Raw genomic sequence first — 22,475 nt, forward strand, 5'->3', positions numbered from 1 at the left:
ACGACACCATGCCCGAAACCCACTCCACGGCAGCCACCGCGCCGGGCGCGCGAGCCGACAGCGGTCCCGTCCGTATCGCGCTCGTCGGCGCGGGCAACCGCGGCCTGACCTACGCCGGCTGGATCCACGAACACCCCGACCGGGCACGGCTGGTGGCGGTCGCCGACCCCGACCCAGGGGCGCGCGCGGCAGCCCGCGCCGAGTCCCAGTACCCCGGGTGGCGGGAACTGCTCGCCGCCACCGAACGCGAGGGCCGGATCGCCGACGGCGTCATCCTCGCCACCCAGGACCGGGAGCACGTCGAACCGGTGCTCGCGCTCGCCCGCGCCGGATACGCCATCATGACCGAGAAGCCGCTCGCCCCCACCGAGGAGGAGTGCCGCACCCTGGTGGCGGGCGTAGAGGCGGCGGGCGTGCCGTTCGCCGTCTGTCACGTCATGCGCTACACCCCGTACACCGACCTGGTGCGCGAGGTCGTCGCCGAGGGGGTGCTCGGCCGGATCACCGGGGTCGAACACCTGGAACCGGTCGGCTGGTGGCACTTCGCCCACAGCTACGTCCGCGGACCCTGGCGGCGCGAGGACCAGTCGTCGCCCCTCGTCCTGGCCAAGTCCAGCCACGACCTGGACTGGATCGCCTATGTGACCGGGCGTCGCATCGAGACCGTCGCCAGCTTCGGGGACCTCGTCCACTTCCGGCCCGAGAACGCCCCGGCCGGAGCCACCGACAACTGCCTGACCTGCCCCGTCGAAGCCGGCTGCCCCTACTCGGCCCGCAAGCTGTACTACCCCGCGCTGCGCAGGACCGGCGGCGCCTGGCCCGTCAGTCACGTCACCGATGCGGCCCACGGACCCGCCGACGAACCGGTGCTCACCGAGGCACTGCGCACCGGCCCGTACGGACGCTGCGTCTACCGCAGCGACAACGACGTGGTCGACCACCAGGTCGTGGCGATGCGGCTGAGCGGCGGGGTGACCGCCACCCTCACCGTGTCCGCCTTCACTGAGCAGACCCACCGCCAGACCCGGATCTTCGGCAGCCACGGCTGGCTGCGCGGCGACGGCGAACAGGTCGTCGTCCACGACTTCCGCGACGACACGGTGGCCGTCCGCACCACCGGACCCAGCGGCTCCAACGCCGCCGACGGCCACGGCGGCGGCGACACCGCGCTGACCGAGGCGTTCGTCACCGCCCTCGCCACCGGCGACCGGACCCACATCCGCTCCGGTCCCGCCGAGTCGCTGGGCAGCCACCTCGCCGCGTTCGCCGCCGAGCGCTCCCGTCACCGCGGGACGGTCGAGACCGTCCCGCAGCGCTGAGCCCGCGGTCCGCCGCACGGACCGGCCCGGACATTCCGTACACCGCCGCATCCACCACCCGAGGAGTCCCCCATGAGAACCCGCACCACGCGGCTCGCCGCCGCGGCGACCGCGGTCGCGTCCGCCTTCACCCTCGCCGCCTGCGGCGGCAGCGGCACGGCCGGCGGCAAGGGCACCGTCACCGCCTGGGTCTATCCCGTCATCAACGACGAGAAGGCCAACGCCGCCTACTGGAACGGCCTGGTGAAGAAGTTCGAGAAGGCCAACCCGGACATCCACGTCAAGGTCTCCACCTACCCCTGGGCCGACCGCGACACCAAACTGACCACCGCCCTCGCCGCCGGCAAGGGACCCGACGTGGCCTATCTGATCCCCGACCAGCTGGCCTCCTACCAGCGCAACCTCGTCCCCGCCGACGAGTACATGCCCGCCAAGGCCAAGGCCGCCTACCGCCCCAGCGCCATGAAGGCCGTCACCGTCGACGGGAAGGCGATGGCCACCCCGGTGCTGATGTCGGTGTACCCGCTCCTGTGCAACAAGAAGGCCCTCGACGCCGTCGGCGCGCACACCGCGCCGACCAGCTGGGACGACCTGGCCGCGCTGGCCCCCCGGCTGAAGGAGAAGGGCTACTACGCCATCACCTACAGCGGGGACACCACCGCCACCCTCAACATGACCTACTACCCGCTGCTGTGGCAGGCCGGCGGCGACGTGTTCGCCACCGACGGGAAGAAGGCCGCGTTCAACAGCGACGCCGGGGTCACCGCCCTGACCTGGCTGAAGACCTTCGCGGACCACGGCTGGACACCGAAGGACCTGATCACCAAGACCCCGTCGATGGAACAGACCGACCTCGCCAAGGGCAAGGTCGCCTGCACCTGGCAGAACACCGCCGCGGAGGTGGCGGGTTTCTGGGGCAAGGAGAACATCGTCATCGGGTCCGCCCTCACCCAGCAGAAGCCGGTGGCCTACGGCACGGTCGGCACCCTCGCCCTGTTCAAGGGCGGTGACACCAGCGCGGCCGGCAAGTGGATCTCGTTCGTGGCGCAGCCGGAGAACGCCACCGGACTGGTCAAGCCCGGCGGCTACTTCGGCGCCCGCACCGACGGCACCGACCTCTACCCGGGCGACACCATGCAGCAGGCCACCGAGAAGGTCCTCGACGTCGCCGACGTGGGCCCGCTGAACACCGCCGCCCGCGATGTGATGGGCGTCCTCGCGCCGGAGATCCAGTCCGCGCTCCTCGGCAAGGAGAGCCCGAAGCAGGCACTGGACAAGGCCGCGTCCGCGGCCGACCAGATCATCGCCCGCAAGCGCTGACCACGGGCGGATCCCGGCGCCCGGCACACCCGCACCGGGCCCGCCGGGGCCCCCGCCGCAGTCGTTCCCTCCCACCCGCCGCGCCGCCGCGCGCGGCCCCATCCACCCAAGGAGGTCCCGTGGCCGCAGTCGCGGAACGCCCCCGACCCGCCCGGACCGTCCGCGGGTCACTGCGCCGCAAGGAGGCATGGGCCGGGCTGTTGTTCGTCCTGCCCTGCCTGGTGCTGTTCGTCGTCTTTCGGTTCGGCCCCGGACTGGCCGGCCTGCTGCTCGCCTTCACCGACTACGTTCCCGGTGACGTCACGCACTTCACCGGCCTGGAGAACTTCCGGCGCCTGCTGGCGGACCCGCTGTTCTGGTCCGCGCTCAAGGTCACCGTCATCTACACCGTGCTGGCCGTCCCGCTCGGCGTAGGTGCCTCGCTCGGGCTCGCCCTGCTGACCCGGCGTGCCTTCCGCGGCAGCAAGCTGTTCCGCTCGGTGTTCTTCCTGCCCGTCGTCACCAGCCTGGTCCTCGCCTCCACCGTCTTCGTGTGGATCTTCTCCACCAAAGGCCCCTGGTCGGCCGTGATGGGTTTCCTGGGGCTGCCCGACCAGTCCTGGCTCAGCGACTCCGTACTGGTGCTGCCCGCCCTCGCGCTGGTCGGCATCTGGTCGCGCTGCGGGTACGGCATGCTCATCGTGCTCGCCCGGCTCCAGGACCTCCCGGCGGAACTGGAGGAGGCGGCACTGGTGGACGGCGCCGGCCCCTTCAAGCGCTTCCGCTACATCGTCGCCCCGCAACTGCGGCCGGCCTTCTTCTTCCTCGCCGTCATCGAGACCACCAACAGCTTCCAGGTGTTCGACGCCATCTACATGATGACCGGCGGCGGCCCGGCCAACGCCAGCTACTCCCTCGTCTTCCAGCTCTACGACACCGGCTTCAAGTACTTCGACCTGGGCTACGCCAGCGCCATCGGCTGCGCGCTGTTCGTGCTCACCGTCGTCGTCGCCCTGGTCCAACGGATCGTCCTCGGAAAGGAGAAGTGACATGGCGCCCACGACTCAGGCCCCCGAAGCCCCCGCCGCACCGCCGTCCGCCCCCGGCAGGACCACTCCGGCACGGCCCGGCCGCGGCCGGCGCCGCGCTCCCGCCTCCGGGGTTCCGGCCGGGCTGCGGCCCACCCGGACCGGCAAGCTCGTCCGGGGCGTCCTGCTCGCCCTGGCCTCGGTGGCGACCCTGTTCCCCTTCTACGCCATGGTGGTCCTCTCGCTGCACCCCCAGGGCGCGGTCGACCTGCCGGGCAGCCTGTTCCCCTGGCACCTCACCGGCGGGGCCTACTCCCAGGTCCTCGGCTCCCGTGACGTGCCGCGCTGGCTGCTGAACACCCTGGTCTACTCACTGGTCTCGGTCGTCGGCGTCCTGCTGCTCGCCGCGCTCGCCGGATACGCCTTCGCCAAGAAACGCTTCCCCGGCCGGGAGACCATGTTCTGGTCGTTCCTGTCGATGGTCATGGTTCCCTACCACGTCACCATGATCCCGACCTTCATCCTGATCTCGAAGCTCGGCGGCGTCGACACCTACTGGGGCCTGATCGTGCCCACCCTCGCCAACGCCCAGGCCGTCTTCCTGATGCGGCAGTTCATCCTCGGGCTGCCCGACGAGATCTTCGAGGCGGCCCGCCTCGACGGCTGCGGCGAGCTGCAGATCTTCTTCCGCATCGTGCTGCCGCTGCTCAAACCGGTCCTCGCCACCCTGGGCACCTTCGTCTTCCTGTGGCACTGGAACGACTTCCTGTGGCCGCTGATCGTCGGCCAGAGCGCCGAGATGCGCACCCTCACCGTCGGCATCGCCTCGCTCCAGCAGGAGCAGGTCCCGCTCAACCAGGTCCTCGCCGGTTCCGTCATCGCCTTCGTACCGATCTTCAGCGCCTACCTGGTGGGCCAGCGGTACTTCACCGAAGGCGTCGTCGGATCCGCCGTCAAGGGCTAGTCACCAAGGAGCAGTATGCAATCCGCACCCCCCGCCCCCGCCCTCGAACGGCCCCGCGACTTGGCGGAGTTGGAGAACCTGCTGGCCACGCCGTCGCCCGCCCTCGTCGCCGACCTGGCCGGCCTCGACGGAGACCTGCTGGTCCTCGGCGCCGGCGGCAAGATGGGCCCCAGCCTGTGCCGGCTCGCCCGCCGGGCCCTGGACGCCGCCGGACGCGGCGACCTGGCCGTGCGCGCCGTCTCCCGCTGGTCCGACCCGCAGGCCGCAGCCGCGCTCGCCGAAGACGGCGTCGAAACGGTCCCCTTCGACCTGATGGACGGCGACCCCGCGCAGCTGCCCGACGCCGGCAACGTGGTCTTCATGGTCGGCGCCAAGTTCGGCAGCGCCACCGACCCCACCTCCGCCTGGGCGGTCAACGCCGCGCTGCCCGACCGGATCGCCCGCCGCTACCCGCACGCCCGCATCGCCGCCTTCTCCACCGGCAACGTCTATCCGCTGGTCTCCGTCCTCGACTCCGGCAGCGCCGAGGACGATCCCACCGGACCCGTCGGCGAATACGCGATGTCCTGCCTGGGCCGCGAACGGGTCTTCGGCCACCACGCCCGGCGCAGCGGCACCCCGGTGTCCCTGATCCGGCTGAACTACGCCGTCGACCTGCGCTACGGCGTCCTCGCCGACATCGCGGACGCGGTCCGCTCCGAGGCGCCCGTCTCGCTCGCCACCGGCCATGTCAACGTCGTCTGGCAGGGCTACGCCAACGAGGTCGCGCTGCGCTCCCTCACCCGGGCCGCCGCCGACCCCTTCGTCGTCAACGTCACCGGGCCCGAGACCGCGTCGGTGCGGCGCCTCGCGCACCGGTTCGCCGCCGAGTTCGGCACCACGGCACACTTCGCGGGCGAGGAGTCGGGCACCGGCCTGCTCTCCGACGCCTCGCTCTGCCACGCGGAGTTCGGCTATCCCGCCGTCCCGCTGGCCACCCTGGTGTCCTGGCAGGCGGGCTGGATACGCGACGGACTGCCGCTGTCCGGCAAACCCACGAAGTTCGACGTCCGCGACGGAAGGTTCTGACCCCCGTGACGCACCCCGACCCACTGCCCCGCCCCGAGGCGCACCGCGAACCGCACCCCGTGCCCACGCCCACCCCGCTCGACCTGCTCGCCCGCGGGACCGTCGTCCCCGCCCACCCGCTGGCCCTGAACGCCGAACACCGACTCGACGAACGCCGCCAGCGGGCCCTGACCCGCTACTACCTCGCGTCCGGCGCAGGCGGCATCGCCGTGGGCGTGCACACCACCCAGTTCGAGATCCGCGAACCGTCCGTCGGCCTGCTCCGTCCGGTGCTGGAACTCGCCGCCGAGACCGTCGACCGCGAGGCGGACCGCCCCGTCGTCCGGGTGGCCGGCGCCTGCGGCTACACCGCACAGGCCGTCGCCGAGACGGAACTCGCGGCCGAACTCGGCTACGACGCCGTGCTGCTGAGCCCCCAGGTGCCCGGCGCCGACGAAGCCGCCCTGCTGGACCGGGCCCGCGCCGTCGGAGAGGTGCTGCCGGTCATCGGCTTCTACCTCCAGGAGGCGGTCGGCGGCCGCTATCTGTCACCGTCCTTCTGGCGGGCCCTCGCCGACATCCCCTCCGTCGTCGCCATCAAGACCGCGCCCTTCGACCGCTACCGCACCGCCGAGGTCGTCGACGCGGTGGCGAACGCCGACCGCGCCGCGGAGGTCGCCCTCTACACCGGCAACGACGACGCCATCGTCACCGACCTGCTGACCCCCTACCGGACCCGCGACGGCGCCCTGCGCTGGTTCGCCGGCGGGCTGCTCGGCCAGTGGGCGGTGTGGACCCACACCGCGGTACGGCTGCTGGCGGAGGTGCGCCGGGCCCGGGCGGGCGACCACGCCCTCACCGTCGAACTGCTGCGCCGCGCGCCGCAGCTCACCGAGGCCAACGCGGCCGTCTTCGACGTGCGCGGCGGCTTCCGCGGCTGCATCGCCGGGGTGCACGAGGTACTGCGCCGGCAGGGCCTGCTCGCGGGCACCTGGTGCCTGGACCCGGCCGAACAGCTCTCGCCCGGACAGGCCGAGGAACTGACCCGGGTCTGCAAGGCGCATCCGTGGGTCACCGACGACGCGTTCGTGGCGGAGCACCTCGATGACTGGCTCCGCTGACCTCACCGCCGGGCTCGCTCCCGGCGTCCGGGTGCCGACCGTGGTGGCGGTGCCCGAAGCACTGCTCGCCCAGCTGTTCACCCCCGCCGCCTGGCAGCGGCTGTGCTCCGTGGCGGACGTGACCGTACTGGAGGACCACACCGACCGGGACGCGCTCGCCGCTGTCCTGCCGTCCGCCCGCGTCCTGGTCACCGCCTGGGGCACCGCCAAGGTCGACGCCGACCTGCTCGCCGCGGCACCGCGGCTGGCGCTGCTCGCGCACACCGGCGGCGCGATCAGCCCGTACGCCGGGGAGGAAGTCTTCGCCCGCGGCGTCCAGGTCACCCAGGCGGGCGCCGCCATGGCACGCTCGGTCGCCGAGGTCGCGCTCACCTTCACCCTTGCCCTGCTGCACCGCGTCCACCGCTTCGACCACGCCCTGCGCGGCGGCGCGCACTGGGACCGGGCCTCCGCGGCGCCACCGCGGCACGAGATCAACGGCTGCCCGGTCGGCGTGATCGGCGCCTCCCGCACGGGGCGTGCCTACCTCGCGCTCGCCACGGCCCTCGGCGCCCGGGTGAGCGTCTACGACCCGCTGCTCACCGAGGCGGAAGCCGCCCGGCTCGGCGTGCGCAAAGCCGCGCTGGACGACCTGCTGGAGTCGAGCCGCATCGTGGCCGTGCACGCCCCCGCGCTGCCCGAGACCCACCACCTCATCGGTGCCCGGGAACTCGCCCTGCTGCCGGACGGCGCGGGTCTGGTCAACACCGCCCGCTCCTGGCTGGTCGACGAACAGGCCCTGGTCGCCGCGGTGCGCACCGGCCGGATCGACGCGGCGCTCGACGTGTACGACACCGAGCCGCTGCCCCTCGATCATCCTCTGCGGCACCTGCCCAACGTACTGCTGACACCCCATCAGGCGGCGGCCACGGTGGAGTGCCGCAGTGCCCTGGGCGACCACACCGTGGACGAGATCGTACGGTTCGCGACCGGGCAGCCGCTGCTGCACACCGTCGACCGCACCGCCCTCGCCCGCGTGGAGTGAACCCCGGCCCGGGGCGGACCGCGCACCGGGCCCCGTCAACCCGCCAACCCCGCACAACCACTTGGAGCCGACACATGCGACTGATGAGGATCGGCGCACCGGGCCGCGAACGCCCGGTGGCAGCCACTCCCGACGGCCGCTGCTTCGACCTGTCCGCACTCACCCCGGACATCGACGCCGCCTTCCTCGCCGCCGACGGCATCGCCCGCGCCGCAGCGGCCCTGGCCGACGGCGCCCTGCCCGCGACCGACATCGCCGGCGAACGCGTCGGACCGCCCCTCGCCCGGCCCGGCGCACTGCTCTGCATCGGCCAGAACTACGCCGCCCACGCCGCCGAATCGGGCTCCGCGCCGCCCACCGAGCCGATCCTGTTCTACAAGGGGACCAACACCGTGGTCGGCCCCGAGGACGATGTGCTGATTCCGCCCGGATCGAAGAAGACCGACTGGGAGGTCGAACTCGCCGTCGTCATCGGCCGCACGGCCCGCTATCTCACCGCGGCGGACGATCCACTGGCGTACGTGGCGGGCTACGCGCTCAGCAACGACGTCTCCGAACGCGCCTTCCAGCTGGAGCGCTCCGGCGGCCAGTGGTCCAAGGGCAAGAGCTGCGAGACGTTCAACCCGCTGGGCCCCTGGCTGGCCACCCCGGACGAGATCCCCGACCCGCAGCGGCTCTCGCTGCGGTCCTGGGTGAACGGCGAGGCCCGGCAGGACTCCAGCACCGCCGACATGATCTTCCCGGTGGCGGAACTCGTCCGGGAGCTGTCCCAGTTCCTGGTGCTCGAACCGGGCGACGTCATCAACACCGGCACCCCGCAGGGCGTGGCCCTGTCCGGCCGGTTCCCCTACCTCGCCGAGGGCGACGTGATCGAGCTGGAGATCGAGGGACTGGGCCGGCAGCGCACCCGGTGCGCCGCCGCCCAGCTCGCCTCGCGCTGAGCCGGCGTACGGCCGGCCCCGGCGGTGGATCAGTTCAGCGCCGGCGGGCCGGCCTCGGCGGACGTCCCCCATCCGGACGGCTCGGCGCCGACCGTGAAGTCCAGCGCACGCGTCGCCCGAAGGCCGTCCGTCGTCAGGTACGTCCGGCCGTACGCGGCACCGTCGATGCGGGCCGACTGGACGTAGCGGGTGGCGTCGGAGGTGCCCGGCGCCGTCACGGTGAGCGCGCCGTGCGGGTAGTAGCGCCGGTCGAGGGTGAGGTCGACGCGGTCGAAGACGGGCGTGGACAGGCCCCAGGTGTCGTATCCGGGCTGCACCGGGAAAAGGCCGATGGACGACAGGACGTTCCAGGCCGACATGGTGCCGAGGTCGTCGTTGCCGGTCATCCCGGTCGGGGCGTCGGTGAACAGGGTCAGCGCCGCGTGCACCACGTCGGTCGTCTTCCACGGCTGGCCGGTGGACAGGTACGTGTACGGGGCGATCAGGTCGGGCTCGTTCTGCGGGTTGTACTTGTCCGCGTTGTAGTAGGCGTATGGACCGTTCACCCACACCTCGCGCGCCGTCTTCGCGGGGTCCTGCACCAACTGGTCGTAGGCGAAGAAGGAGTCCAGCCGCTCGTTGGCCGCCCCGGTGCCGCCGATCAGGTCCACCATGCCGGGCAGGTCCTGCGGGACCAGCCACTGGTACTGCCAGGCCGTGCCCTCGTGGAAGCCCTCGCTCTGCGCCGGGTCGGCCGGTCCGGTGAAGGCGCCGGAGGCGTCCCGGGCCCGGAAGAAGCCGGTCGAGGCGTCGAAGATCCTGCGGTAGTTCTGGGCGCGGCCGGCGTAGCGCGCGGCGTCCGCGGTGTGGCCCAGGTCGCGGGCCATCTCGGCGAGCATCGCGTCGGACAGGGCGTACTCCAGTGTCGCGGACGCCCCGTGGTCGTAGTCGGAGTCACCGGGCTTCGCGTGCGGGCGTCCCTTGACGTAGGGGGCGAAGCCGTCGGCGAGGTACTCCTTGTTCGCCTCGCGGCCCACCGCCGGGGAGCCGGTGGGCGGCACGCCGTCGGCGTTCTTCTTGAGCGCACGGTAGGCCCGCTCCTCGTAGCCCTTGAGCAGACCCTGCTGGTAGGCGTTGGTCAGGAACGGGGTGACCGGGTCGCCGGTCATGATGTTCGTCTCGACCGTGCCGTACCCCCACTTGGGCAGCCAGCCGCTCTCCTCGTCGATCTTGATGACGGAGATCGCCATGTCGCGGGCCTCGCTCGGCGCGAGCAGCGACAGCAGTTGGGACTGGGTGCGGTAGGTGTCCCACAGGGACCAGTTCTGGTAGTAGGTGAAGCCCTGTGCGCGGTGGATCTTCTGGTCCCAGCCGGTGTACCGGCCGTCGGCGTCGCTGCCGACGTTGGGCGCGAGGAAGGACCGGTACAGCGACGAGTAGAAGGTACGGCGCAGGGTGTCGCTGCCGCCCTGCACGCGGACGTCGTCGAGCCGGTCCTCCCACGCCCGCCGGGCCGCGTCGCGCACCTGCTGGAAGGAGCGGCCGCCCTCGGCACGGAGGTTCACCTCGGCGCCGCGGGCGTCGGCGTAGGACAGTGCGGTGGTCGCCTCGACGGTCCGGTCCTTGCTCGTGTCGAAGCGGACGTACGCACCGCCCTGACCGGTCCTGGACCCGTCGGTGACCGTGCCGCCGTCCCAGGTGCCGTACGCGGTGAACGGCCGGTCGAAGCGGGTGACCGTGTACACGGTGTACGGCTCGGTGTCCTCCCCGAGCACGTTGGACAACGTTGTCACAATGCAGCGGGGTCATTCTTTGTGTTGTACGTGTACTCGTCAAGAGTGGGTGCGCACGTGTCCGGCGTACCGCATCGTGGTGCGTCCGCACCCGCTGTCCGGGGCCGGCCTGACTTGCCGGCCGCCCCGAACGGCCTCGCCCCGGTCAGCTCTTGCCGCCGCCGGCCTTCTCGTCGCTCTCGGGGACGAGAAGGATCGGTGTCCGGCTGGCGTGCGCGACGGCGTCGCTGACACGGGGGTTGAAGAAGGCGTCGAGCGAACTGCGGTGGTGCGGGCTCAGGATCAGCAGGTCCGCCTGGAAGTCCTCCGCGGTGCCGGCGATGGTGGGGGCGATCTGGGTGGTCAGGCCCACGGCGAGGGTGCCCTGAGCGTCGACACCCTTGTCACGCAGCTCGGCGACGGACTCGTCGAGCACGGCCTTGGCCTCCGCCTCGTCCTCCAGAGGGACGACGGCGGCGAGTGTGGCCTCGGACGCCGCCACGTGCAGGACGTTGACCTTGGCGCCGGTCAGTCCGGCCAGCTCAGCGGCCAGCCGGAGAGCGGTGTGCCGGACGGGGCTGGGGTCGACGGCGACAAGGATGCGGTGGAACATTGCTCTCTCTTTTCTTCTTCCGGACACCTGACGAAGTGATCAGTCGACGGCAACAACAACGGAACGGCGCGAATGTGTTCCGCCTGACCGGCCGGTTTCCCGGATCGTGACCTGAGGCTCAGCCGGATCCGTTGCCCGGAGGGCGGTGTCGTGCCGAGGGCCGGTCGTCGCTCATCGGCCGTGCCGGCGGACCAGGAGGTCGGCCACGACCGGCCGGTGGTCCGACGCGGTGGTCACCGCCTCGCGCACCCCGGTGACGCTGATCCCGGACGAAACGGTCACGAGGTCGATACGGGAGACCGGGTCTACAGCCGGGTAGGTCTTGCCCCCGTTCGGCGCGGCGTCGGCCAGCGGGCCCCACAACCTGGCCAGCTCCGGCGCGGTGGCGTCGGCGTTGAAGTCGCCGACGAGGATCTTCGGTCCGGAGTCCGCGGCCAGGATGCCCAGCATGTCGTCCACCTGTGCCCGCCGGATCGCGGGATCGGTGCGGTAGTCGAGGTGGGTCGAGTAGATGTGCACCAGGGTGCCGCGGGCCCGGACCGTCACCTCCGCGAAACCGGGGGCGGGGGCAGGTGCGGGGTGGGGGTCCTGGGTGGAGAGGCGGGTGATCTCGTGGTTCTCCGCGCTGACCACCGGGAGGCGGCTCAGGACCGCGACCCCGAACTGCCGCTGCTCGGTGTTCTCCGTGGTGGGCGGCAGGTCGTAGATCGGGGCGAAGAAGACACGCATGTGCAGTCGTTGTGCGAGTTGCCCGGCCTCGTCCACGAAGTTGCTGCGAGCACCCCAGTGGACATCGACCTCCTGGAGCCCGATCACATCGGCATGGAGATCCCGGATCGCCTCCGTGGTCCGGTCGAGGTCGAAGACATCGTCCTGCCCGGCTCCGGCATGGATGTTGTACGTCGCCACCCGCAATGGGACGGCAGGCGCGGCCGAACCCGCCGAAGCGGTTCCGGGGGAGGCCGCGCCGAGCGTGGCGGCGGCGCCGAGCAGGGCGGCGATCAGGGCGCGACGAGTGGACCGTCGGATGCTGCGATTCACACAAACCTCCGGATCAGAGTGCGGTGGGCCCGCGTCGGACGAGGCAGGCCGTGTCCGGGGCGAGCGGGGGAGAGCATGCCCCGGGAAACGTGTGGCAGGCCCGGCCGCCGGCCGATTCCCGGAGTGTGTCGCCCACGGGGGGTGGGGGAGGCCCGGGGCGATCAGCCACGGTAGGCAGCGGCCGTGAACCCCGCGCTCCCATCCGATGACGGTTCACGGACAACCGGACAATTGGGCTGCGCCGTCGTTCCGGTGCTGCGTGCTGGGTGCTGGGTGCCCGGTTGTCTGGTGGCGCTCGGCTCGCGGGGACCCACGGGTGTGGTGGCGTACTCGGTGTGACGGCAATGCCTGGGACAGCGTCAGCCCGATCGGGTCGTTGCCCACGTACACGACCCGCGCCACGGGCACCGTGGACTGCGCGTTTTCATGCGAGTTCGGTGAGGCGGGGATACCGGCGCCGATGTCCAAGAACTGCCGTATTCCGGGCTTCCTCGCACAGCCAGGGCGCCACCCGGTTCGTGAACCGACGGCTGGCCCGCAAGTGCACCGGCAATGCGGGCCATTTCTGCACCATGGCGTCCCGGCCTCTTTGTCCGCGGAACAGAAGCCCCTGCTGGAATTGCTTGTTGGAAGTCCTTGCCCCCGCCAGAATGCCGGTGGCGTGCTGCCGCGTACGTCAGAGCGTATTGCGCAGGGTGGTGAGGAGTGCCTCGGTCCGGCGTGCCGAGACGGCCTGCGCGCCGAGCCGGTCCAGAGCCTCGCGGTGGGCGACGACGTCCTCGGCCTTGTCGAGGCTGGCGGAGCCGGTCAGACCGAAGCGCCAGACGATGTCGGGCAGCTCCCTGGCCCGGAACCGGAAGAGATGGAACGCGCCGGCGTGCATCGCCGGATGCGGTCCGTTCTGGAACGGCATGATCTGCACGGTCACATGGGGCAGCCGGTTCACCTCGATCAGGTGGTCGACCTGGGCGCGCATGACGGCCGCCCCGCCGGTCGGCCGGCGCAGGACCGTCTCGTCCATGATCACCCACAGGTGTGGTGGTGCCTCGCGGGACAGGAGCTGCTGGCGGCGCACGACCAGGGCGACCCTGCGCTCCGTCGTCTCCTCCGATTCGTGCGGGGCGTCGGAGCGGGCGAGGGCCCTGGCGTAGTCCTCGGTCTGGAACAGCGAATGGACGAACTGTGCTTCATAGCCGCGGATCTGCTGGGCCGCCTGCTCCAGACTCAAGTAGGAGGGCAGCCAGTCGGGGAGGACGTCCCGGAATTCGTGCCACCAGCCCTGCCCGTTGGCCTGGCGCACCGACTGCAGGAATTCCTCGATCTTCTGCGGGTCCGTCACCCCGTAGATCCGCAGGAGCTTTTCGGATTCGGCGAGACGCAGTCGTGCCACCTTCGCCGCCTCCATGCGACGAATCGTCGAGTGGCTCACCCCGATCGCGGCGGCGGCCTCCTCGAAACTCAGGCCGGCCCTGCTGCGCAGTTCCTCCAGCTGCTTTCCGAGGATCATCCGCAGTACGGAAGGTGCTCCGCTCCAGTCGGTTGCCGACGGCATGCCATTCCCCTCAGGGGTGAAACCGAAACAGATCGGTCTCTCCACGTCCAGTAAAGCACGTTCTGTCATTCTGAAATGTGCAGAGTGCTGGTTGCAGAAATGATTCGCCGGTGCGAAGGTGGTCCGGTCATATGTGACCGCCGAGGGCCGGACAACGACCACAGATCAGCCCCGGCTCCGCGTCGGACCGACGCGATGAGGATCCGTCCGGCAACGGCGCAGTCAGGCGAAGGGTGAACTGCGATGGTCTTGGTTCCGCTCCCGCATCCGGACACGGGACGTGCGGCGCATGGGCCGGCCCCCCGCTCCGAGGAGTTCGGCCTGCCGGCCGGCGCCGCCTGTGTCGCACAGGCCCGCTGTCTGGTCGGCACCCTGCTGGCCGGGTGGGGACTGGCGGACGAACCGGCCGACGACGCGATCGTGGTCCTGTCGGAACTCGTCACCAATGCCCTCGCCCACTCAGGCGGCAGCCGGATCGTCTGCCGGGTGCGCGTGCTAGGTGACCGGGTGCGGATCGAGGTGCAGGACGAGCGGCGCGGCGCGAGCTTCCCGGCGATGCGCGAGCCCGGCACCTACGATCAGGGCGGACGCGGGCTGCTGCTGGTGAACGGGCTCAGCGACGCCTGGGGGGTGGACGAGGCGGCGGACGGCACGGGCCGCGTCGTCTGGGCGGATCTGTCCTGCTGGGGGAGCGGAGCACACGGCTGAGTGCCGGACCGGCGTACGCGACCGCCTGAGGAGCCCGACACCGCGGTAGCCGCGGCCCGGCCGGGAGAGCAGGCGACCGTCCGGCAGGGCGGCGGGCCGCAGCCGGCCCGACGGGGTGCTTCCCTTCCCCCGGCCCGGTACTACACGGGACTCCGGTTTCCCTTCACCTGCGCGGCGAACCGCAGAGCCACCGAACGCCACACCCGGGCGGCGGCCGGGTCCTGCTCGGTGGCCACCCGGTGCAGCTCCGCCCGGTCCATCCCGTACCGGCGCATTCGTTCCTCGGACCACTCCGGTATGCGTTCCGGTGTGGCCTCCGGGTGGAACTGCACGCCCCAGGCCGCCTGACCGACGCGGAACGCCTGGTACGGGCACCGTTCGCTGCTGGCCAGCCAGTGCGCCTGAGGGGGCAGCTGGACGACCGCGTCCACGTGGTTCTCCAGCGCGGTCGGGTGCTCCGGCAGCCCCTGGAACAGCGGGTCGTGTGCCGCCTCCGGCCGCATCGTGAGGACGGTGCTGCCGAACTCCGGCTCGCCCTGCTCACCGGCCACCTTGCCGCCGGCCACCTGCGCGAGCATCTGTCCGCCGAGGCAGATGCCGAAGACCGGCACCTCGTCCTCCAACGCCTGCCGCATCAGCTCACGCGTGCCGGCCAGCCACGGGGCCCGCTCGTCGTCGTCCGGGAGGTACCCGCCGCCCAACACCACCAGTGCCTGGTGCGAGAGCCGAGGCGGCACCGCCGCGCCCGTGTCGCCACGCACGACCTCGACCTCGACCCCGGCCTCCGCGAGCCACCCGCCCCACCGTCCGGGTCCCCCCTGTGCGCTGTTCTGTACCACCAGCACCGTGGCCGCACCGCTCATGACCGCCCCGCCCCTCTCCGGCTTCCGCCGGTCCGACTGATCGTCCGGGTCATTGTCGCTCCCGGTACCCGGTGGTGCCGGTGCCGGTCGGCCCTGGTGCGCGCGGTCAGTCGCCGGCCGGGGGCTGATGGGCCTTTCGGCGGGAGGCGGCCCCGTGGCCGTCGGAGGCCGACGACCACTGCAGGAGGAAGCGCAGCGCGTCGTGCGAGGGCGAGCCGGGTTCGGCGGTGTAGGCGACGAGCTGCTGGTCGGGATGGGTCTCGACGGAGAACTGCTGGACGTCGAGAGTGACGGGGCCGACGACGGGGTGGCGGTAGGTCTTGGTGAGCTGTCGCGGCCCGCGTACCTGGTGGCTGGCCCACCAGGTCCGGAAGTCGGGATCCTGCACGCTGAGTTCGCCGACGAGTGCGTTCAGGGCCGGGTCGTCGGGGGTACGGCCGGCTTCCATCCGCAGGACGGCGACGCATTCGCGGGCCGCCCTCGGCCAGTCGTCGTAGAGGGCGCGGAAGTCGTCGTCGAGGAAGGTGAGGCGGATGAGGTTGCGCGCGGCGGGGGCCAGGGCGGCGAAGTCGGTGAGGAGGGCGGCGGCCGCGTGGTTCCAGGCGAGGACGTCCATGCGGCGGCTGAGGACCATGGCCGGGATGTCGGGCATGGTGTCGAGGAGCTGCCGCAGACGCGGTGCCACCTCGGGCCGCCCGGGGCGCCGGGCCGGGGCGGTGGGCGCGACGTCGGCGACCGTGAGCAGGTACTCGCGTTCGTCGGAGGCCAGCTGGAGCGCGTCGGCGAGGGCATCGAGGACGGGCCGGGAGACCCGGCGGGTCCGTCCCTGTTCGAGGCGGACGATGTAGTCGACGCTGACGTGTGCGAGCTGCGCCAGTTCTTCGCGGCGCAGGCCGGGCACCCGGCGCAGCCGGCCGTCGTCCGGCAGACCCGCGTCCCGAGGGTCGAGGGCGGCGCGGCGGGAGCGCAGGAATTCGCCCAGTTCATGGGTTCCGGAGTGGTGGGTGCCCTGTTGTTCCATGACTCCAGTGTCCGTGCCGTGCCCGTTGTGTGCCTGGTACTGGAATACACAGGCAGGGTCGTCCCCGGTGGCCGGGCAGGGCCGACGCAACGGTGTGGGGCGGCCGGGCGCCCCGGAGGGCCACCGGACTCGTGCCGACCCGGGTCGGTGCGCCGCCGATACCGGCTCTGTGCGCCGAGCCGGCCGGTTTCCACCGCGCTGACCTGGGCGGGACCCGGTGGCGGACCGGACGAAGACGGCCCCCGGCAGCCCCAGCAGCCCCGGCTGTCCGCACCCAACGCGGGCCCCCGGGGCGGAGCCGCACCATGCGTTCTGGCACCTGCGGGGGTGTGCCAGACTGCGGTGATCGCCAGTGCTCACTGGCCCACCGAGCGACGGAGTCCGTGATGACGACCGGCACCCCCGGCCCCCGCAAGATCGATACCAGCAAGGCGCATCCCGCGAGGGTCTACGACTGGCTCCTGGGTGGCAAGGACAACTACCCCGTGGACGAGGCGGTCGGAGAGAAGCTGCCGCTTGAGGCTCGTGCCGCCGCCCGGCAGAACCGTGAGTTCATGCACCGGGCCGCGGCCTGGCTGGCCGAGCAGGACATCGACCAGTTCCTCGACATCGGTACGGGCATCCCCACGGAACCCAATCTGCACCAGATCGTCCAGGGGATCGTGCCGACCGCGAAGGTCGTCTACGCGGACAACGACCCGATCGTGCTGGCGCATGCCGAGGCGTTGCTGGTCAGCCGTCCCGAGGGCGCGACCGACTACATCGAGGCGGATGTGCGCAAGCCCGAGGAGATCATCGAACACGCGCGGGGCGTGCTCGACTTCGAGCGCCCCATAGCCGTGTCACTGATCGCGCTGATGCATTTCATTCCCGATGACCAGGACCCGTACGGCATCGTGCGCAATCTGCTCGACGCGCTGCCCTCGGGCAGCTACTTCGTGCTGTCGCACGCCGCGTCGGACCGTTTCGAGGAGCTGGCCCGGCAGGTGACCGAGGAGTACGCCAAGGGCGGCATCCGGCTCGGTTTCCGCACCCATGGCGGGGTCGAACGCTTCTTCGACGGGCTGGACCTGGTGGAGCCGGGCGTGGTCACCGCCGCGGAGTGGTTCAAGGCCGCGCCGCCCGCGCCGGAGGAGAGCGGAATCTACGTGGGTGTGGCACGCCTCCCCTGAGCAGGGTGGCCGGCTTCGCGGGGGAGCCGTTTCGGCCGAGAGCGACCTGAAGCTCTCGGCATCTCTCGGTCTGCAAGCCTGACCAGCGGGGTCTGCCGGGCACCTGTGCGACGCACGGGCGGTCCGGCGGGCCCTCGTACGCATGTCCGCGCCGGGGTGCCCGGGGCCGGGGCGGGCCGTCAGGCGGCTGCTTGGGGCGCCTCGTACTTCCAGAAGCCGGAGAAGGTGATGCGGTCCTTCGGCAGGCCCGCCCGGCGCAGATGCCTGCGTCCCCCGGTGGCCAGGGCCGACTCGCCGACGACGAAGCCGTATCCGGCCGCGTCGGCGGGGGTGTGGCGGCGGAGTTCGCCGAGTGCCGCCGTGCCGGGTACGGACGTGTCGCCCTCGCGGACCTCGCGGACAACCCAGGTGACGGTCAGACCGGCGGGCGCGTCGAGGTCGCGAACGTCTCCGGCGGTGGGCACTTCCTGGATGAGCCGCCCGACGGTGTCGCGCGGCAGGGAACGCAGGATGCCGGTCGTGGCGGGCAGGCCGGTCTCGTCGGCCGCGATCAGCACCTCGGAGGCGTCCCGCGGGCAGTCGAACAGGACACCCTGGTCCAGCAGGGCGAGCCCGTCGCCGGGCCGGGTCCGGCACGCCCAGATCGCCGCGCCGCCTTCGCGTTCTCCCGTCGGGCCGAGGTGTACGACGAAGTCGATGTCGATCTCCGCCGTACCGGGGCGGAAGCCGGCGACGGTGTAGTTCGCGCAGTGCGGCCGCTCCGCCTCGGGGATGGCCAGATACGGCTGCCACCAGCGGGTCCCGGTGAACTCCGGCAGTCGCAGCCGGTGTTGATGGGGGAGTTGCAGGAAGAGGCGGAACCAGTGGTCGTAGCCCTGCCAGGGGAACTCGGCGAGGTCCGGACCCGTGACGGTCACCCGGTGCACGGAGGGGGAGACGCGCTCGGTGCGCACGACCTCGGCGCGGAACATCCGGGGGTGCTGCGGCATGAGCCGAGGGATCTTCGCCATGTATGAAGGTTAGCCTAACTTTAGTTGTGGTCCGTGGTGTGGCGCGGCCCGCGTACTGCGGGCCGCGGGCATGACCGCACCGGGCGGGCCCGCCCGCCGCAGCCCCCATCGGCATCTCCCCGCCCGCACCGGCCCGTTCGACGCGACGCGAAGCCCCCGGCTCGTCCGCCGCTTCCACCTGCGGCCCGCCTCTGCCGGGCGCCCCGCCCGCTGCGGTGCGTCCTGTTCATCGGCTGTCCATCCGACATAGATCGCGGTCCCGGAATATCAGCTCGGACGAAGGTGGCATCTTGCGTCACCACATGCAGAAGGGTTCACTTCATGATCGGGAGCACCAGCGGCGAGGTCTCGGCTCGGCGCAGGGCAGGCGCCGTGGCGGCGCTGGCGTTGGCGCTGGCCGCAGGTGCGGGCACCGTCGCGCACGAATCCTCGGCAGGTGACCGCGTCTCCACCCCTCAGGCCACGGGCTACGGCGACACGCACTGGAACAACACCATCTCCACGGAGCAGCCCTCCAGCTGACATCCGCCGTGGACCGGTCGGGTGCTTCACGCCGGACCGGTCCATCGCATCCGGTACCGGGCACCGCGCCCCGGTCGGCTGCCCACGCACGGGACATACCCGGGTCGGCGCCGCGTGCTGCCGGGCGGCACCGGTGGTACCCCACGTCGCGGGCCGGCCGTGCACCGTCAGGCGGGCCGCTGGTTCACGGACAGCAACCGGGGTGGCTGCGAGACCGTCTCGGCCAGCCGGGCGGCCTCTTCCGCCTCGGGCAGCCCGAGCGCCACGTACAGGCCCCGCGCCTGGGTCAGCCGCTCGACGGCCTCCGCGGACCGGCCGGACGCGGCGAGCGCACGGCCCAGCACCATCAGGGCGTGCGCCTGGTCCCGGGCGACGCCCAGCTCCTCGCAGCGCAGCAGCGCCTGGCCGGCCTGGGTCAGGGCATCCTCGTGCCGTCCGAGCGCGAGCAGGGTGTCGGCGAGCCGGTAGCGAGCGTGCGCCTCGCGGTCCCGGATGCCGACCGCAAGGCAGTGTTCCACGCACGCGGTGAACCGTTCGACGGCGGCCTCGTGCAGCCCCTGGGCATGGTGCGCAAGCCCGAGGACGTAGAGCGCGAACCCCGTACCCGGTGCGTCGTTCAATTCGCGGGCGAGCGCGAGGGCGGACTCGCAGGTGGCGACGGCCGTGTCGGGATCGCCGCCGCGCAGCCCGGCAAGCGCCGCGTTCACGCTGCTCGCCACCTCGCCCGAGCGGTGGCCCAGCTCGCGCGCCAGCTCGACCGCCTGGTGGAAACAGGCCGACGCCAGGGCGTAGTCGTGCCGCAACTGCGCGACCAGCCCGAGGTCGTTCAGCGCCTGCCGCAGGATCACCGGGTCCTTCCCGGCCGAGGCGGCGGCCACCGCGCGGCGCGCGTGCCGTTCGACCTCGTCCGGCCTGGACGTGTGCAGCGCGACGGTGCTGCACAGGAACTCGGCCCGGCCGACGGTCCGGTGGTACGCGCACTGGTCCGTCGCCGGTTCCGGGATCCGGGCCACCGCGTCAGCCAGCTTCTGGGCGGTCGCGGCCAGCCGGCTGGAGCGCAGCTCGTCGGCGAACGGGCTCATCGCGATGAGCAGGTCGACGGCGTTCCGCAGCAGCGGCGGGGCACCGAGTTCGACGGCATGGGCGCAGACCGCGACGACGGTGTCCGCGGAACTCGCCGCCCACGCCCGGGCCGAACGCAGATCGGCCATCTCGATCCCCGGCACGTCCGAGATCCCCGTGCCGAGCGCATCGCCCGTGGGATCGCCCGGCACGGCGAGGGCGAAGGCATTGCGGGCCGTGGCCAGCAGCGAAACGAGCAGCCGGCTGAGCGCGGCCCGCTCCTGCGCCCGGTTGCGCCCGCGGCTGAGAGCGAAGGAGCGCAGCAACTGGTGATAGCGGAAGCGGCCCGGTATCGGCTCGTCGAGCATGGCCGCGTCCACCAGGCTCTCCAGCCTCAGCTCCGCCTCGGCCGGGTCGAGATCGAGCACCGCGGTCGCCTCGGGCAGGCCGAACTCGGCTCCGGCGACCGTGGCGAGCAGCACGAAGTCGTTCGCCTGCTGCGCCGCCAACTGCCGGTAGCCGTCCTCGAACACCGCCTCGACGGCGAGCGGCCCGGAGCGCAGCTCCGCTATCCGGCGTTGCTCGTCCTCCAGCCGTTCGGCCACGGACCTCAGGGTCCAACGGGGCCGGGCCGCGAGCCGGGAGGCGACGATCCGGATGGCCAGCGGCAGCCGGCCGCACGCGGCGACCAGAGCCAGGGCGTCGCTGCGTTCGGCTGCCAGGCGCTGGGTGCCGATGCCCTGTTGCAGCAGGTCGAGCGCCTCCTGCGGTTCAAAGACCTGGAGGGCCAGCTGCGCGTGCAGCGGGAGCCCGTCCAGCCGGGTCCGGCTGGTGATCAGCACGGCACAGCCCGGTGTGCCGGGCAGCGAGTCACGGATCTGGGCGGCCTGGGAAACGTTGTCCAGGAGCATCAGGACCCGGCGGCCGTCCAGGAGCGACCGCAAGAGTCCCCGGCGCTCGGCAAGGCTGTCCGGAGCCCGGTCCGCGGGGACACCGAGGCTCGCCAGCAGCAGACCCAACAGGTCGGTGCCGCTCAGTGGTTCGCCCTTGCCGTCCGGGTCACCGAGGTCGACATGCACCTGCCCGTCCGGGTACTGCTCGCGCACCCGGTGGGCCAGATGGACCGCCAGGCTGGTCTTGCCGACCCCGCTCATCCCGGTGAGGGCGACGATCGCGGGGGAGGTGCGGTTCGGGGCCGTCAGCACGGCCTCCAGCTGTGCGTACTCCGCCGCCCGGCCGGTGAAATCGGGCAGGTCGGGCGGCAGCTGGGCGGGTACGGGCGGACAGAGGCCGGCCTGCTCGGGCACCGCGGCAAAAACGGCCGGGACGGGATGTTCCGCGCGGGCCGGGGGCGGGGCCACGGCACTGTCGCCACGCAGGATCCGCTCATGGACCTGGGTCAGCTCCACACCCGGCTCGACGCCATGGGCCTCCACCAGCAGCCGCCGGGCATCGTGGAACACCTGCAGCGCCTCCACCTGCCTGCCCATGCCGTAGAGCGCGCGCATCAGCAGCACGTACGGGCGTTCCCGCAACGGGTGCTCCGCTATCACCTCGGTGAGCCGGGGGAGCGCCTCCTGGTAGTGGCCGAGCTGGAGTTCGGCCTCGAAGTGCTGCTCGGTGATCGCGGTGTGAAGCTCGGTCAGTCCGTCCCGGGCGCGCTCCGCGAACGGGCCGGGCACCCCGGCCAGGGGCTCACCGGCCCACATCACGAGTGCGTCGGCCAGCGCCTGCCGGGCCGGGCGCGGTTCGCCCGCCGCGAGGTGCCGGCGTGCCGAGGCGGCCAGTTCCTCGGCGTGCAGGGCGTCCACGACCGACGGCGCCACCATGAGCCGGTAGCCGTCGCCGACCGAGACGAGCATACCCGCGCCCGCGCCCGCACGGGCGAGCAACTGCCGTAGCCGCCAGGCGTAGGTGCGGATCGTGGACACGCTGCTGGCCGGCATGTCCGCGCCCCAGAGCGCTTCCGTCAGCCGTGACATGGACAGGGCACGACCGGGCGACAGTGCCAGCGCGGCGAGCATCGCCTGTTGCTTGGGCGGGCCGGGCGGCAGCGCCGTGCCGTCCTGCGACACCAGCCGCAGCGGTCCCAGGAGGGTGAACCGCATGCCGGCTTGTCCTTGGTTCATTCCGCTCCGTCCCTCCTGCAACACCTGCACCCTGAGTACCCCAACGTATCGGTGCTCCACAGAATTTCTGACTGCCGCGACAGCTCTGGAAGGACATCCGGACACGCTCGTGACCTCCGGGACCTTTTGGGCAACCGGACGTGCCGGACGGGCCGTCGAACCGCGACCGTCACCGATGCCCGGCGGCCGGTCCGGCCCCGTGCGCCGGACCGGGCCGGGGCGCACGGGTCCGCAACCGCGGACGGCATCCGTACGAGGCCCGCCCATGTCAGTGACGGTTCGTACGGT

18 protein-coding genes and 2 pseudogenes are annotated in these 22,475 nt (G+C 72.0%); 11 read left to right on the plus strand and 9 right to left on the minus strand.

The features are described from left to right. Positions 1-8: 8 nt before the first annotated feature. The 8 genes from ACFYPJ_RS24680 (at position 9) to ACFYPJ_RS24715 (ending at position 8,743) form a co-directional block, all read left to right on the plus strand. Complete coding sequence (locus ACFYPJ_RS24680; RefSeq protein WP_389021027.1) at positions 9-1,319, plus strand: Gfo/Idh/MocA family protein; 1,311 nt, start codon at positions 9-11, stop codon at positions 1,317-1,319. A gap of 72 nt (positions 1,320-1,391) precedes the next feature. After that, positions 1,392-2,639: an extracellular solute-binding protein gene (locus ACFYPJ_RS24685; RefSeq protein WP_389021029.1), complete on the plus strand. Its 1,248-nt coding sequence runs from the start codon at positions 1,392-1,394 to the stop codon at positions 2,637-2,639. A 119-nt stretch (positions 2,640-2,758) separates the two neighbouring features. Then, complete coding sequence (locus tag ACFYPJ_RS24690; protein WP_389021032.1) at positions 2,759-3,667, plus strand: carbohydrate ABC transporter permease; 909 nt, start codon at positions 2,759-2,761, stop codon at positions 3,665-3,667. Position 3,668: 1 nt separating this feature from the next. Beyond that, positions 3,669-4,610, plus strand: coding sequence for a carbohydrate ABC transporter permease (locus ACFYPJ_RS24695; protein ID WP_389021035.1), 942 nt, complete (start codon positions 3,669-3,671; stop codon positions 4,608-4,610). Between the two features lie 15 nt (positions 4,611-4,625). Further along, on the plus strand, positions 4,626-5,678 hold the full coding sequence (locus ACFYPJ_RS24700) for an NAD-dependent epimerase/dehydratase family protein (protein ID WP_389021037.1): 1,053 nt from the start codon (positions 4,626-4,628) through the stop codon (positions 5,676-5,678). A 59-nt stretch (positions 5,679-5,737) separates the two neighbouring features. Beyond that, positions 5,738-6,778: a dihydrodipicolinate synthase family protein gene (locus ACFYPJ_RS24705; RefSeq protein WP_389021197.1), complete on the plus strand. Its 1,041-nt coding sequence runs from the start codon at positions 5,738-5,740 to the stop codon at positions 6,776-6,778. Continuing rightward, positions 6,762-7,802, plus strand: coding sequence for a hydroxyacid dehydrogenase (locus ACFYPJ_RS24710; RefSeq protein WP_389021040.1), 1,041 nt, complete (start codon positions 6,762-6,764; stop codon positions 7,800-7,802). Before ACFYPJ_RS24705 ends, ACFYPJ_RS24710 begins: the two co-directional genes overlap by 17 nt. Before the next feature lie 74 nt (positions 7,803-7,876). Beyond that, complete coding sequence (locus tag ACFYPJ_RS24715; protein WP_389021042.1) at positions 7,877-8,743, plus strand: fumarylacetoacetate hydrolase family protein; 867 nt, start codon at positions 7,877-7,879, stop codon at positions 8,741-8,743. 29 nt (positions 8,744-8,772) lie between these two features. Here ACFYPJ_RS24715 and ACFYPJ_RS24720 read toward each other — a convergent pair. The 5 genes and pseudogenes from ACFYPJ_RS24720 to ACFYPJ_RS24740 form a co-directional block, all read right to left on the minus strand. Continuing rightward, positions 8,773-10,488, minus strand: a pseudogene (locus ACFYPJ_RS24720) (GH92 family glycosyl hydrolase); the annotation flags it as partial. A 172-nt stretch (positions 10,489-10,660) separates the two neighbouring features. Further along, positions 10,661-11,107 carry a universal stress protein gene (locus ACFYPJ_RS24725; RefSeq protein ID WP_389021045.1) on the minus strand — a complete coding sequence of 149 codons (447 nt, stop codon included), beginning with the start codon at positions 11,105-11,107 and terminating at the stop codon, positions 10,661-10,663. Between the two features lie 171 nt (positions 11,108-11,278). Further along, positions 11,279-12,148, minus strand: a complete 870-nt coding sequence (locus ACFYPJ_RS24730) for an endonuclease/exonuclease/phosphatase family protein (protein WP_389021047.1) — start codon at positions 12,146-12,148, stop codon at positions 11,279-11,281. A 342-nt stretch (positions 12,149-12,490) separates the two neighbouring features. Continuing rightward, positions 12,491-12,728: pseudogene (locus tag ACFYPJ_RS24735) on the minus strand (SAM-dependent methyltransferase); the annotation flags it as partial. 96 nt (positions 12,729-12,824) lie between these two features. Then, positions 12,825-13,700: a helix-turn-helix domain-containing protein gene (locus ACFYPJ_RS24740; protein WP_389021050.1), complete on the minus strand. Its 876-nt coding sequence runs from the start codon at positions 13,698-13,700 to the stop codon at positions 12,825-12,827. 243 nt (positions 13,701-13,943) lie between these two features. Here ACFYPJ_RS24740 and ACFYPJ_RS24745 point away from each other — a divergent pair, with 243 nt between their 5' ends. Continuing rightward, positions 13,944-14,408: an ATP-binding protein gene (locus ACFYPJ_RS24745; RefSeq protein WP_389021053.1), complete on the plus strand. Its 465-nt coding sequence runs from the start codon at positions 13,944-13,946 to the stop codon at positions 14,406-14,408. Positions 14,409-14,548: 140 nt separating this feature from the next. Here ACFYPJ_RS24745 and ACFYPJ_RS24750 read toward each other — a convergent pair whose 3' ends face one another. Both ACFYPJ_RS24750 and ACFYPJ_RS24755 read right to left on the minus strand, forming a co-directional pair. Continuing rightward, entirely contained in the window at positions 14,549-15,271 is a 723-nt protein-coding gene (locus ACFYPJ_RS24750) for a type 1 glutamine amidotransferase (protein WP_389021056.1), read from the minus strand. Positions 15,272-15,377: 106 nt separating this feature from the next. Then, positions 15,378-16,292, minus strand: a complete 915-nt coding sequence (locus ACFYPJ_RS24755) for a helix-turn-helix transcriptional regulator (RefSeq protein ID WP_389021059.1) — start codon at positions 16,290-16,292, stop codon at positions 15,378-15,380. A 386-nt stretch (positions 16,293-16,678) separates the two neighbouring features. Between ACFYPJ_RS24755 and ACFYPJ_RS24760 the strand changes: the two genes are divergently transcribed. Continuing rightward, the gene (locus tag ACFYPJ_RS24760) at positions 16,679-17,464 is read left to right on the plus strand and encodes an SAM-dependent methyltransferase (protein WP_389021062.1); all 786 of its coding nucleotides are present in this window, start codon (positions 16,679-16,681) and stop codon (positions 17,462-17,464) included. A 179-nt stretch (positions 17,465-17,643) separates the two neighbouring features. On the opposite strand, the gene ACFYPJ_RS24765 is transcribed toward ACFYPJ_RS24760, so the two are convergent. Continuing rightward, positions 17,644-18,474 (minus strand): siderophore-interacting protein, encoded by an 831-nt coding sequence (locus ACFYPJ_RS24765; protein WP_389021064.1) that lies wholly within the window; start codon positions 18,472-18,474, stop codon positions 17,644-17,646. A gap of 321 nt (positions 18,475-18,795) precedes the next feature. Here ACFYPJ_RS24765 and ACFYPJ_RS24770 point away from each other — a divergent pair, with 321 nt between their 5' ends. Beyond that, the gene (locus tag ACFYPJ_RS24770) at positions 18,796-18,996 is read left to right on the plus strand and encodes a hypothetical protein (protein WP_389021067.1); all 201 of its coding nucleotides are present in this window, start codon (positions 18,796-18,798) and stop codon (positions 18,994-18,996) included. Between the two features lie 167 nt (positions 18,997-19,163). Here the strand turns inward: ACFYPJ_RS24770 and ACFYPJ_RS24775 are convergent, their stop codons facing one another. Beyond that, a complete protein-coding gene (locus ACFYPJ_RS24775; RefSeq protein WP_389021070.1) occupies positions 19,164-22,166 on the minus strand; it encodes a BTAD domain-containing putative transcriptional regulator in 3,003 nt (1,000 codons plus the stop codon). Positions 22,167-22,475 lie beyond the last annotated feature (309 nt).

The organism is Streptomyces sp. NPDC006012 (genome assembly GCF_042871185.1).
GTDB lineage: Bacteria > Actinomycetota > Actinomycetes > Streptomycetales > Streptomycetaceae > Streptomyces.

What these genes read in the sequence shown, in the direction of transcription:
- ACFYPJ_RS24695 (WP_389021035.1), top strand. Translation starts at nt 3,669, where the DNA reads ATGGCGCCCACGACTCAGGCCCCCGAAGCCCCCGCCGCACCGCCGTCC.
- ACFYPJ_RS24710 (WP_389021040.1), top strand. Translation starts at nt 6,762, where the DNA reads ATGACTGGCTCCGCTGACCTCACCGCCGGGCTCGCTCCCGGCGTCCGG.
- ACFYPJ_RS24765 (WP_389021064.1), bottom strand. Translation starts at nt 18,474, where the DNA reads ATGGCGAAGATCCCTCGGCTCATGCCGCAGCACCCCCGGATGTTCCGC.
- ACFYPJ_RS24715 (WP_389021042.1), top strand. Translation starts at nt 7,877, where the DNA reads ATGCGACTGATGAGGATCGGCGCACCGGGCCGCGAACGCCCGGTGGCA.
- ACFYPJ_RS24770 (WP_389021067.1), top strand. Translation starts at nt 18,796, where the DNA reads ATGATCGGGAGCACCAGCGGCGAGGTCTCGGCTCGGCGCAGGGCAGGC.
- ACFYPJ_RS24755 (WP_389021059.1), bottom strand. Translation starts at nt 16,292, where the DNA reads ATGGAACAACAGGGCACCCACCACTCCGGAACCCATGAACTGGGCGAA.
- ACFYPJ_RS24680 (WP_389021027.1), top strand. Translation starts at nt 9, where the DNA reads ATGCCCGAAACCCACTCCACGGCAGCCACCGCGCCGGGCGCGCGAGCC.
- ACFYPJ_RS24775 (WP_389021070.1), bottom strand. Translation starts at nt 22,166, where the DNA reads ATGCGGTTCACCCTCCTGGGACCGCTGCGGCTGGTGTCGCAGGACGGC.
- ACFYPJ_RS24745 (WP_389021053.1), top strand. Translation starts at nt 13,944, where the DNA reads ATGGTCTTGGTTCCGCTCCCGCATCCGGACACGGGACGTGCGGCGCAT.
- ACFYPJ_RS24700 (WP_389021037.1), top strand. Translation starts at nt 4,626, where the DNA reads ATGCAATCCGCACCCCCCGCCCCCGCCCTCGAACGGCCCCGCGACTTG.
- ACFYPJ_RS24725 (WP_389021045.1), bottom strand. Translation starts at nt 11,107, where the DNA reads ATGTTCCACCGCATCCTTGTCGCCGTCGACCCCAGCCCCGTCCGGCAC.
- ACFYPJ_RS24685 (WP_389021029.1), top strand. Translation starts at nt 1,392, where the DNA reads ATGAGAACCCGCACCACGCGGCTCGCCGCCGCGGCGACCGCGGTCGCG.
- ACFYPJ_RS24740 (WP_389021050.1), bottom strand. Translation starts at nt 13,700, where the DNA reads ATGCCGTCGGCAACCGACTGGAGCGGAGCACCTTCCGTACTGCGGATG.
- ACFYPJ_RS24750 (WP_389021056.1), bottom strand. Translation starts at nt 15,271, where the DNA reads ATGAGCGGTGCGGCCACGGTGCTGGTGGTACAGAACAGCGCACAGGGG.
- ACFYPJ_RS24760 (WP_389021062.1), top strand. Translation starts at nt 16,679, where the DNA reads ATGACGACCGGCACCCCCGGCCCCCGCAAGATCGATACCAGCAAGGCG.